Below are 11,704 nucleotides of genomic sequence, written 5' to 3'. Positions count from 1 at the left end.
TCGATCATGAACAATGAAAAGGTCATGAATAATACAATGAAGCAGTTGCTTGCGATGCTTCCAGATGGACCTAAAAAACAGGCATTGCTGAAGAGAATCCGTACCAGTGAGTCGGCTGCCAAGGGTGGACTGAACGATACGTTCGAGTTCAAGGCTAAAGGGCACATCATGATTGAGGAGATCGATGCAAATGGTGTTGCTGTAGGCGTTCTTGCCGATCAGCCAAACCTTGTTGTCAAAGGCGCGGAGGAAATCCTGCTGCGTGCGTTCTCTGGTGATCCTGCTCGCGTTTTGTACAAGAACCGCACGCCAAAAGCAACAACCGGCACATCTCCAAAATATCACATTCATTTGTCTGATAACATATCCCGTGTTCTCGGTACAGTGAACCAACTGTCATTCCCTCCAAACACGTACTGGAGCGCTGTAAAAGATGAAGATTTCGATATTTCTTACAGCTATCGTCCAATCACGCTCTTCTTGAAAGAAGAAGCATCTGATGAGGTTGGAAAAAAGGCGTTTACTATTTCTAAGGTGTCGGCCACAGGCGCGATTCCAATCACATCAGAAATCTACTCCTCCAGCACAAACCTGTTTATCGGTTTGGGGGATGGCGAAAATGCACAAGTGGCGCTTGGCGATTCGAGGCTTGCCTACACAGCTTCATGGACGGCATCTGAAGGAAAGCGCACGGCTAACAGTGTAGGTGAAACCATTACGGTTACTGATAAAATGAGCAACATTGTCGTCGAGTTTGAAAAGTCCTCCACAGGTGGACAGATCGAAGTATCGATTGATGGTGTTCCACAGACCGCTATTGAGACACTTGACTCCACTCTTTCTGAGCCAGTGAAGTCGTCTAAGTCCTACGATGGACTGAATGGTGATGTTGAGCACGTCATTGTGATCAAATATGTTGCATTTGACCCATCCTTAACTGCTGAGAATGCCAATGTTGTCATTACAGGCATTCGCACAGACGGCTTGACGAAGAGTATGAATGGATTGATGCGTGAGTTTGACAATCACACGAAGAAATTCGATACAACAACAATGTACAATACAACAAATGTTGCGCCATACTTTACTTCTTTGGAGCAGTATCCAGTTGTAAAAAGCACGGTTGTTGTGGAGTACAATGGCTCTGAGTTGGAGCAAGTAGAAACAAAGTCAGAAGTTGCCGAAGGAAAGTTCTTCGTTGATGAACTAACTGGCCGCGTATACTTCAACCGCACACTGTCAGGCCTTCTTGTGACGTACGACATCACTGGTGAGTCCTACAATGTAAAGGCGACAACTGCACTGGCAGCATTCTCCAAAGACGTTAAAGTGATCGCGGAATCGTTGACACCAGATGGCGTAAAAGTGGCATTCGACTTGGCTCGCAAAGGTCTAAGTAATGGATCTGTTGTGGTGACAATCGATGGGGCTGTTTCCTCTACAGGGTTTACGGTTGATAATGTAAACGGAAAAATCACATTTAGTGTGGCTCCAATTGCAGAGGCTGTTATTTTGGTGGATTACACCTTCAAGGTGACAGGGAAGTCTTACGATGCAGGTGTTCCTGTTCGCGGAGCAAAAGTCTTGAACTTTGATACAGGCGAAGCGTTCACACTTGTTTCAGAGGTAAAGGATCTTGCTAATGGCAAGCTTTTGATCGATCCAGATAATCCAAACAAAGTGGTTGTTCATGCGAGCGATAGCAATAATGCAGCTGTGGTCAACTACCTGATTGTCGTTGACTCTGCTGACCTAAAAGGCTTTGCTACAAATTATACGCGCCAGGTTATTGAGAAGCCGAAGTCGGGCATCGCATATCCGTGGTACCAGCTAGACAAAGGATCTGTTAGCTTTGTAGCCGAGTTTGCTGAAAAGACACCTAACTACAATGTAACGATCCGTGAGATGGGACTCTTTGACGGCCCTCGTGATAACGACAAGGTTGAGGGTTACAACGGCTATCCTGTTGATGCATTCTCCATTGTACGTGTCGGCGCAACGCGAAAAGAAGTAACTACTGGCATTCGCGTAACGTGGACAATCACGCTTGTAAATAAAGACGGTGACCCGTTCTACGGTGGATTCTAATTGAAGGGAGCTTAACAAACCATGAATGATCAAATGAACCTGAATGCGAAAGGCCAAGTCAAGCTCGAACTTTACAATGAGTGTGGCGAAGTTACTTTCACGAAGGAGAAAAAGAATCTGGTTGTGTTGAGCGCCAATGAGATCGTCGGCCTGGTCATGAGTGACCCGGCCCGTACGATCAAGGCGACTCAAACCGACAAGGGCGATACACTTTCAGCTCCTAACAAAGACGGACTGTTCGAATTTCAATTGTCCAAAAACAGCCACGCTGCCGGTGTTTACGCCAAAGACGTTGGATCTAGCAATGCAAGCCTTGAGATCGTTATTCCAGAAATCAAGAGACTTGTCGATTTGAAGAAGGTTACGGTCGATGGCGTAGATCTTATCATCAACAAAGATGTCTTTATTAAGGATCAAGAGACTGGCGCATTGTCTTTTGCAGTGGCTCCACTAAACATTGTCACAATCGAGTTCAGCCACCTGATTAATGCTTATGCAGACATCATCCCTGGCAGCTTGAATGTAAAAGTGGGCAACACAGACTTCAAACAAAGCAATATTCCTTCTGATATCGACAAGTCGTACGCCGTGGACTTCAAAACAGGTAAGATCGTATTCGCATCCGCAAAAGCGGGCGTTGTTGCGAGTTACTTGTTCCGCGTTAAATATGCGCTTGGATTTATGGGTGCTGGTACAAAGCCAACTAACCATCCTGCAGGTAGTCCAGTTGAGTTCTCTCAATCAGACAAGCTAAAGGCTTCTATGGAAGGCGAATTTGTTGGCGCCCGCCAGCTGCTTCAATACCCAGCTGTCGTTAGTACGGGTGATCCTGAAATTGAGGTGTTCCCAACAAAACCAATTTCCTATTCAGAGAAAGCAGTTATGTTTACTGGCGACGGTGCAGTTAAGAAAATTAACCTATCCAACGTGAATAAGGCGATTAAGTTGGTAAGCGTGAAGAATGTTACCGATGCAACTGATATCGAATTAAACACAGTTACGTTTGTGGGCACGGCAGGATCCGGCAGTGTGGAGCTAAGCGTAGCACCTGAAGCGGGTAAAGAGATCCAGGTTAAGTTTCAGGAGCAACTAGACAGCCGCCACTTGCAGTTTGAGCTATCTCAGACGCCGCTGCTAGAGTTGATCTCTGTGAAGCACCAAGCACTAGACAACACGGTCAAAGCGTACACAATCGCCAATAGCGGCCTTACACTAGGTCAAGGTGACGTATGGGTAACGAATCAAAACAAAGGATTCGTTGAGTTCAGTGCTTCACCAGTAGGTGGTGTGCCACTTGAAACGCCGGGAACGATCACTTTCGAGTATCGCGTAAACTCTGGAACAACCGTACAATTTGTAGCTGATTTCCCGAAAGGTGTCCCAGGACCCGTGCTTACGGCAGCTAATAACGAGGTGATCGGCGTAAATGGCGTGCAAACGACGTTCAATTTGCAGCATACGATCGCTAAGGATAGCAGCAACGCATTCATTGCAAAAGTATTTAAAAATGGTGTAGAAATTGTAACGGGCTACACAATCAGTGCAGACGGCAAGCAGGTGGTCTTCACAGTGGCTCCACTTTCCACAGATGATGTGAAAGTGACATACAGCTGGCTAAAGACCACACACGAGATCTACCAAGTAGCTATGTTTGCAGAACAAACAGGCGGCAAGATGTTCAACATCTCCGGCATTGGACCGGTGACAAAAGATGAGAACACAGGTATGCGCATTACTTGGAGCGTAACATTCTAATGACGGGACGGTGAGAGCAGCATGGCAACGCCCAATTACATGAGAAGAATTGCCTTTCTCGACGGACAGGTACTTCACGACTTTCATTTAAACAACCTGCAAAAAAACGTCGCTGAGGCAATCAAGCTTAAAACCATGTACGAGCGTTACGACATGATGCTACTGTGCTCGCCGTATAAAAACTACTTTGCTGAACCCTTCGTAGATGAGTCGAACAGAGATCCTTCAAGCACCGCCGTGCTGGACACGTTAACACATAGCATTAAGGCGGATGCTTGGATCTCCAATCTTCTCCAGTTGCCAGCAGTCACAGATTCGATCTATCTGCTGGCCAACTACGAGGATGATCCAGCAAACGGCGCCACGGTTTCATTTTCGTACCGCTTGAATACAAGCCCAGGGACAGCCTGGACTCCGTTTCAGCCGGACAAAACAACCCTATTAGCTTCACCGACAAGATTTATTCAGCTCAAGGTGGACTGTAAATACACAGGGACAGTTCGTCCGATCGTATACGATTACTGCCTGATGTGGAATTAAGAGGAGGAGATCCGAATGGCACATGTTACAAAGCATCCTACGATGCCACAGTATCGGGTCAAGATCGGGGTCATGCCTGATTTCAGCGGCTCCAATCAGGTAAGGCAGGAGGAGCCAATCGGAGCAAGAGACAGCGTTAATCGAACATATACATTGAATCATCAGCCGACCAGAAACACCGAGATGGTGTACAAGGACGGAATCTATATGCGAAAAGGCGCAGCCTACGACTACATGATCTCTGGAAAGACGATCACGTTCACGGAAGCTCCGCCATCTAAGGCTGTTATCTTGGTCGATTACAAGTACGAGGAAGAAGTGTCATGAACATCTTCCTCCGTACTACTCCAAACCATCTACAGAAAAAGGTGCTCATTGATACAGAGATACAGATTCAGCTCGTGATCGATATCAATGCCCTTACTGTAACGGAAAAAACTGTCGTCCTGTTCAATATGGATTCGCAAAAAAGTGAGCCCGTCTCACTCAAATACAAAAACAAAATATTGAATATCATCCCGAAATCCAAACTGCATCCTAACACCTATTATCAAGTCGAGTTGCTGGCCGGATCAGAGGGCATTCAAGACATATACGGAAATCTATTAGAACAAAGCTATAGTTTCGAGTTTCATACAGCAGATGTTCAGGGAATTAAGCCTCCTGCTATTATTTCTCCAGTAGATATGTCTCAGGTAGGAACAAGCGTTACATTTAGCTGGTCTCCCGTAGAAGGAGCCTACTTCTATGAAATTCAAATTTCTAAGAGCAACATATTTGATGTGATTGATTGGCCAGGAGAGGGACACCGTATCTACGATACTTCCGTCACACCAGACATTCCATATCAATCGGCTACGTATTTTGCCCGTGTTCGTACGGTGAATAACGAGGATCAAAGAAGTTCCTATTCTAAAGTTGTTCGATTTGCCGTAAAGATGCCTGCTGAAAAAGCGGCTGTCGGAATGGATGCGAAACCTGTTTCAGAAATTGAATCATTGCAGAAGTTGCTTCTAGATGCGACTGATCCAAGCGAATCTTTTCTGGAGGCTCAATCCATTCATCCCAAAAATAAATCAGTCCATATAGATCTTGGATTTACTCCTGCAATCGCCATTACATTCAGCGATCTTCTTGATCCAAGCTCTGTCACAATCGACAGTATTTATCTGGCTGAGGAGAAGAATTAACAAGACGGCGGAGCAGTAGATGATGAATGACACTCTTTATTTTGAAGGGTGTTACATAATAACAAGCATATATAGGCATCCAAATCGAGTTCCTTGTTGAATATGGTAAATAATCATCGATACTCGTAGGACGAATGACGTATGACGAGCTTTGCGTGCAAATTTGCGTAGATTCGCCCCTAATCACTATTGCCGAGTATTTATATGCAAATAGTCTAGCTACGGTCGTGCATGTTACACTTGAAACACTAGGGATTAGCAGGTATGTTGGTCCAAAAATGAGCGAAAAGAATGGCGCTACATATTAATAAAGGTCAATAGAGAGGATGGTGAGATGATGGACACCTTGTTTGGGGATTATGTGCCGCCGCGAGATACAACATTTTTAGTTGATCTGTTTGTAGTGACAGAGGAAGGTGCTGAAATAACCCTTGAAAATGCAAAAGTGAACAATGTTCCATTTCGAACCATCATTCTAAAACCAAGACAGGCGCTCAAGAAAAACCGTAACTACTATGTTGTAACGGATGGACTAAGATCCGAATCTGGCCTTGAGGCTAAGATCGCCGAGCAATCCGTATTTAGCTCCACGTATGCGCCACTATACGCACAGCCTTCTGAGCTTCGATCCATATTGAAAGCCATCTTTGGTGCATTTCCCATCGCAGACATGTATGTTGCTCTTCGAGATGCTGGAATTAAGGCGCATCAAATGAGAGGGCTATCGCAGGATGCAAATGACAGCCGGTATCGACCTGTGCTTGACCGCGAAACCATCTACTATCCACTTACACGCTTCGTGACTTATGAGGCTGCACGCGTACTCCTGAGTCGTCTAATGATGGAGCTGATTAATAATCAGGGATTAGTTGAAGGTGGCGGTGGAAATGATGGCGTGATTATGGGGGATAGCGTAAAACTGGGAGACTTTTCGATCGGAAGCTCGAGCGGCGGCGGGTCCAGTGCAACGGAGTCCACTGCATCTGCTTCGCCTTTGACGATAATCAAAGCAGCCTTAGACCAGGTGTCAACAGATCTCCGTTTTTGGACAGACGCAATGATGGGTCGAAACGCAAGAGGCTACTCTTCTCCAGTTGCAGCACAGTTCCGAACAGACGCAGGGTCTCCTCCGAGCAGGGGGATTGATGCGTAGTGGCTATTGATATTCGTCTTGCAATAAGTAACCTGTTTGATGGATATGGCCATTACTTCCTGTATGTTCGACGAGATATGCGATTTACATGTGAGTGCTATGTAGAACGAAGTGGCGAAGCCAAGGCTTCATGTCAAAAGTGTTTCGGTCTCGGATATGTGGTATCTATCACATCTGTTCGAGGCAGAAAGCAAATCTCATCGATTCCGGAAACATTGGTTGGATTGATGCAGAGCACTGGCGTTGGACAGATTTCATCACACGCCTACGTGTATTACATTGAGCATCATGTTATTCCGAAAAAGGGAGACATGATTATTGAAGTGGAGTGGGATGATCCAGAGAGCGATGAGCGAAAGCCGATTCGCATCAAAGAGAAAAATCTCATCTCGCACGTTGAGCCAGAGCTTGGAAGAAAAGGCCGAGTAGAATTTTATCAAGTGTATAGTAAATACGAGCCGAAGGGGGCCCAAGATGAAGCAGCCCTCAGCCAATATTGATTACATTCAGCTGGCAGATACCTATGCGGCAATCGAGCTACCTATTGGAAAGCGCATTGTTGTCATGGGTGACGCAATAAAAGGTGAATATATTCAGCCTTATGCCATATCTACGATAGGACAGGCAGAGTTTCTATTTGAAGAAGGACCGCTGATATCACGGATTGATGATGCTCTAACTGGCGGCGCAGATGCGGTGTATGCCGTTCGGGCAGCCAAAGGAGACTATTCATTAGCATGGGATAATCTTTTAAAGTTCCCTTTCGACCTAATCATTGTTGATGCACTGGATTTTCAAAGAGGATCAGAAATGATTCGGAAATTTGTAGAGTTCTGCAAAAACAAAGAGTATCAAGGCGAACTTGTTCACGGATTCTTCAGCATGGGTACGACAGACATCGATCTGATTCGCGAGCAGTATGCTGTTATCAGCTCGTTCTCTAATTCAATAGAGGATGGTCTCGAAGAAGAAGGGCGATACTTTTCTGTCATATTGGATCAAGTGAAAGATCGAAATGCAGCTGCCGTATATGCTGGGCTGGTTGCGGGCCTTAGTGCCGGAACTAGCCCAGTCAACAAAACAATAGATGTCGAGCTCGCGGTGGAGTACAAGAACGACGTTCTCAATGAACTCCGTTCCGCCGGCATCGTGTGCTTCAAAGAGTCGATCAAGAAAGGCGTCGTTTGTCACGGCTCCCCTTGTGCAGTACAAGATCCAGATAGTGCCCATCGGCAGATCTCGAACTTTCGGATTGCACAAGAGATCATCAATGAAATCGCATCCGAGCAACAGCTCTATGTCGGTCGCATGGGCGCTGCCTATGTGGTAAGTGAAGTAGACCAGATCATTCGCGCTATCCTATCCGATCACTTGGAACAGGGCAGGCTGAAATGGTTTGATTACTCTATTCATGTGGATGCAGCTAATGTCATTCACACCGAAATCGAGCTTGTGCCCATCTTCTCGGTACAGAAGATGACCCAATTTTCCCAAGTGAAGGTGAGAGTATGAGTAATCCGACGCCAGAAGAATTAAAGGCGATCCAAGAAGAGTTTGCAAGAAGGGATCCATACCTGGATAACCGCCTGCGCTCTGATAAGCCGATAACGCCGCTTGGATTCATCGACGACTTGCGTACACTCTGGAAAGCCACTGGGCATGAGGTGGATATTATCCGGCACACGCCATTTGATCGGGACACGGAATACCCGTTCCCGCTGATTACGTTTCGCACAACGCGGCGCGTAGTCAACACGGCACTCAAAGACCAAAAGCCTCGATATCGAGGAACGATTCGTCACCCACTCAACCCAAATGAGTACATTGAGCTTCGTGGTCAAGTGTTTGACGTCTGGATGGAGTTCACAATCCACTCCACTAGTCAGGAAGAGGCTGATGAACTTACAGAGGAGTTTGATGACTTCCTGAATGACATTCATCACAGAGGCCACTTCAAGAGAAATGGTGTGCAAGAACTTCGATTTTTTGCGCAGCTTGAAGATTTGGTGATCGCGGACTATCGGTTCCCAATTGCCGTTAGGACGATCCAATATACTTTCCGGTTCGAGAAAATAACCCCCATTTTCTTGAGCCAAATCGAACGCATAACAACGTTCGCCAAAGTAAGTCAGCCCCCAGCAGATCAATCCTTTAAGGAGGAGAAAGTAAATGGCAACGACTAAAAACGACAATCTACCTGGCGTAAAAGTCACGTATGAAGATGGTAATCTATATGCCGGAAATCAGCGCCTTGGTGCAACTACACAAGCGATCCTCATTATGGGTAGCGCAGTAGATGGTCCGGTGGGCGAACCGGTTTCGGTCCGCGATATCGGTGTTAAAGCAGCAGAAAAACTGTTTGGCGGTGTAGTTGACCGTAAAACAAAAGAGCCTCATGGTGGATCGCTCATTCGAAGAATGTACGAAGCACTGATGGCTGGAAACGATGATATTCGTTTGATTCGTATCGATGGTAAGGCAGCTAAAACGGAGCTTAAAGGTAAAGACATTGCTCGATCCAATGAGCAATTCCTTGACTATGCTGACGGAAACACCGTGTTCTCCATGAACTTGAATGTTCCCGCAGGCGGCAGATATGTAGGCAGTCCGTTTGTTACTCAAATCGATGCTGAAGGTAATGAGTCAGTAATCACGAATGCAGTTGATTTCGTTGACTCTACTCCTGGCTCTGAGAAGATTCATTTCTTCGCAAACAAAATTCGCCCAGGTCACACTGTAAAAGTGCGATACGACTATGAGGTGCGAAACTATACAGCAGTTCCTCGCTTGGATGGACAGAGTAATCCAGACTATACAGATCCTGATTATACGCTATCGAAAGATGCTTTAATTAGCAATCGTTTCTACTCTGCAAAACTGAACTGGTCAAGTCGCTTGGAGTCGGGGCACATCCCAGTTGTATACGTGAAAGATGGAGAAACAGGTGTTGTTAGCACAATCTCATCCATGACGCCAAATGGAGATTACATCTACCGCGTTGGTAAAGGAAGCGCAGATCCGCTAAAAGATATTTGGTCCGAAAAGGATTACAAAGACGGCGGTATCTTGTTCACTTCCGCATATGATGCAGAGGTTTCGGCTGGCGTTTATCCTGCCCTTAGCGGAAACGTTGTCGTTATGGCTGAATATTCGCACTATACATCTTCGCCAAACAGCACAACAGCAAATAGCCTTGTTCCAGGAACAAATGTGGAGTATGACCTTAACTACCTGCCACAATCCGAGGAGTTCAAAGTGTACTACTTGGTTGGCAATGTTCGAACAGAATTGGTAGCAGGGGTAGATTACACGTTGTCCTTGGTTGATCGAATCGTATCGATCACAGCTGGAGCAGCTCCAGTGGGTGCACAGTTGTTTGCAAGCTACAAGACAAGTGACTCGACGGTTACTGATCCACGCATTGTCGTTGAAGGTCGATTCTCTGGTAAAGTATACGGCTCCTTGACTGACATCTATGACAAAGACTCTATCCGTGGCGTAGAAGTTGAGATTCAAGAAGATCCATCAGATCCTGCTGGACTCGAGAAAATAATCATCTTCCACAAACCTGAAGAGAAGCGTCTGACGAGTAAGGATTTCGCTCTGACTTATCGGACGAAGGACCTTGCAAAGAGTCGTATCAGAACTTTCCGTCAGTTTGTAACGCATGTCAATACAGATCCACTCAATAACGTTGTGTCTTTGGGTGCTACTAATGAGCACGGTGCAGTTCCAATCCAAGGACTCCTGGCTACAGGTCGCATGTATCTTGGCGAAACAGAACCAGGCGTGATTGCAGAAGATTTGACGAAGCCGACAGATAGTGTTGAGCGCTACCCGTGGATGGGACAAGACGGCATTTTCAGCACATCTAGCACGAAAGACATGCAGGCTTTGTATACGAAGCTTGGCGGTATTTATGAAGAGGATGCAACTGGTGAAATCCGCATGGTTGAGCAAGGTATTTACTCCAAGCTTGAAAACTATGTGGCTGACATCATCATCTTGTCTGATGTGTATGCAAATACGATGATTGACCCTCTCAATGCAGAGAAGAACTTTGCAAGCCAGCTTGCACAGCACTGTGCGATCGTAACAGCGAAAACATGGGAAACAATCGGCGTTATATCGATGACTCCTTCCATGGAATCTACGCTGCTTGAAGTGCAGGAGTATGTTGACATTGCAACAGGTGGATTGGCTATCTTGTCGGAAGACAAGAAGAACAAATACCTCAGCGCTGGCATCAACATCGAGTACGTGAATACGCACTCTATGTACAACGAAGCCAACAATGAAGCGGTGCTTAACGACGATGGTGATCCGATCGACGTAGGTCGATACCTCTCCGTATTGTTCGGACCAGAGGTTGGATTGTCCAGTGAAAAGCTTGGAAACTACGTGGCAAGCGGAAGTGTTGTATACGGCGCCTTGATCTCCACACTGAACGCTGAGGTTGCAACGACAAACAAAGAAGTGACTGCTGCCTATGGCCTTCGCTACCGTCTGTCCGAGCCACAGCACAATCAGCTCGTTGGAAGCCGATATGTCACTTTTGATCAAAAGATGTATTCTGGCGGCGTCGCTAACCGATTGGTTGTTAAGGATGGCGTTACTGCAGCTAGGGCTGACTCTGACTATGCTCGACTGTCGACAGTTCGAATTGTTCACACAGCTGTTCAATTGGTTCGTATCAAAGCGGATCCGTTCATCGGTTTGCCAAATGGTCTTGCACAGCGCAATGCGTTGTCTTCTGAGATTCAAGCTGGACTGGACAAGCTCAAAGAACTTGGTGTGCTGGAACGTTTCAGCTTCCAAATCTTCAGCTCCATTCAGGATCGCGTACTGGGCAATGCTTTCATTACGCTTGAGCTTGTTCCTCAGTTTGAAGTTCGTCAGTTCAATACATCTGTTGTACTGAAAGCTTCTTAATCCGATTCGAATCAGAGTGATATAGGAGGGCTCTAGTCCTCCTATC

At 46.1% G+C, this 11,704-nt stretch carries 10 protein-coding genes; all 10 read left to right on the top strand.

Features of this window, described 5'->3' with window-relative positions; translation table 11 throughout:
* The first annotated feature begins 6 nt into the window (after positions 1-6).
* A complete protein-coding gene (locus AC0YN6_RS17455; RefSeq protein ID WP_475748353.1) occupies positions 7-2,088 on the top strand; it encodes a hypothetical protein in 2,082 nt (693 codons plus the stop codon).
* A 21-nt stretch (positions 2,089-2,109) separates the two neighbouring features.
* Positions 2,110-3,843, top strand: a complete 1,734-nt coding sequence (locus AC0YN6_RS17450) for a hypothetical protein (protein WP_475748351.1) — start codon at positions 2,110-2,112, stop codon at positions 3,841-3,843.
* A gap of 21 nt (positions 3,844-3,864) precedes the next feature.
* A complete protein-coding gene (locus AC0YN6_RS17445; protein ID WP_475748350.1) occupies positions 3,865-4,383 on the top strand; it encodes a hypothetical protein in 519 nt (172 codons plus the stop codon).
* A gap of 15 nt (positions 4,384-4,398) precedes the next feature.
* Positions 4,399-4,710, top strand: coding sequence for a hypothetical protein (locus AC0YN6_RS17440; protein WP_475748349.1), 312 nt, complete (start codon positions 4,399-4,401; stop codon positions 4,708-4,710).
* Positions 4,707-5,573, top strand: a complete 867-nt coding sequence (locus AC0YN6_RS17435; protein ID WP_475748347.1) for an Ig-like domain-containing domain — start codon at positions 4,707-4,709, stop codon at positions 5,571-5,573. The genes AC0YN6_RS17440 and AC0YN6_RS17435 overlap by 4 nt, the downstream gene beginning before the upstream one ends.
* 334 nt (positions 5,574-5,907) lie before the next feature.
* Entirely contained in the window at positions 5,908-6,726 is an 819-nt protein-coding gene (locus AC0YN6_RS17430) for a hypothetical protein (RefSeq protein WP_475748346.1), read from the top strand.
* A complete protein-coding gene (locus AC0YN6_RS17425; RefSeq protein ID WP_475748345.1) occupies positions 6,726-7,226 on the top strand; it encodes a hypothetical protein in 501 nt (166 codons plus the stop codon). Before AC0YN6_RS17430 ends, AC0YN6_RS17425 begins: the two co-directional genes overlap by 1 nt.
* Complete coding sequence (locus AC0YN6_RS17420) at positions 7,201-8,238, top strand: hypothetical protein (protein ID WP_475748343.1); 1,038 nt, start codon at positions 7,201-7,203, stop codon at positions 8,236-8,238. Before AC0YN6_RS17425 ends, AC0YN6_RS17420 begins: the two co-directional genes overlap by 26 nt.
* Positions 8,235-8,909, top strand: a complete 675-nt coding sequence (locus tag AC0YN6_RS17415) for a hypothetical protein (RefSeq protein ID WP_475748342.1) — start codon at positions 8,235-8,237, stop codon at positions 8,907-8,909. The genes AC0YN6_RS17420 and AC0YN6_RS17415 overlap by 4 nt, the downstream gene beginning before the upstream one ends.
* Positions 8,896-11,658: a hypothetical protein gene (locus tag AC0YN6_RS17410; RefSeq protein ID WP_475748341.1), complete on the top strand. Its 2,763-nt coding sequence runs from the start codon at positions 8,896-8,898 to the stop codon at positions 11,656-11,658. The genes AC0YN6_RS17415 and AC0YN6_RS17410 overlap by 14 nt, the downstream gene beginning before the upstream one ends.
* Positions 11,659-11,704 lie beyond the last annotated feature (46 nt).

It is taken from the genome of Paenibacillus sp. J22P15 (genome assembly GCF_056269345.1).
Note: the sequence above shows the minus strand (reverse complement) of the source record. Positions and strands in the feature narration are given on the sequence as shown.

Coding starts and splice junctions, on each gene's coding strand:
- AC0YN6_RS17455 (WP_475748353.1), top strand. CDS start 7: ATGAACAATGAAAAGGTCATGAATAATACAATGAAGCAGTTGCTTGCG.
- AC0YN6_RS17450 (WP_475748351.1), top strand. CDS start 2,110: ATGAATGATCAAATGAACCTGAATGCGAAAGGCCAAGTCAAGCTCGAA.
- AC0YN6_RS17430 (WP_475748346.1), top strand. CDS start 5,908: ATGATGGACACCTTGTTTGGGGATTATGTGCCGCCGCGAGATACAACA.
- AC0YN6_RS17410 (WP_475748341.1), top strand. CDS start 8,896: ATGGCAACGACTAAAAACGACAATCTACCTGGCGTAAAAGTCACGTAT.
- AC0YN6_RS17420 (WP_475748343.1), top strand. CDS start 7,201: ATGAAGCAGCCCTCAGCCAATATTGATTACATTCAGCTGGCAGATACC.
- AC0YN6_RS17435 (WP_475748347.1), top strand. CDS start 4,707: ATGAACATCTTCCTCCGTACTACTCCAAACCATCTACAGAAAAAGGTG.
- AC0YN6_RS17415 (WP_475748342.1), top strand. CDS start 8,235: ATGAGTAATCCGACGCCAGAAGAATTAAAGGCGATCCAAGAAGAGTTT.
- AC0YN6_RS17440 (WP_475748349.1), top strand. CDS start 4,399: ATGGCACATGTTACAAAGCATCCTACGATGCCACAGTATCGGGTCAAG.
- AC0YN6_RS17445 (WP_475748350.1), top strand. CDS start 3,865: ATGGCAACGCCCAATTACATGAGAAGAATTGCCTTTCTCGACGGACAG.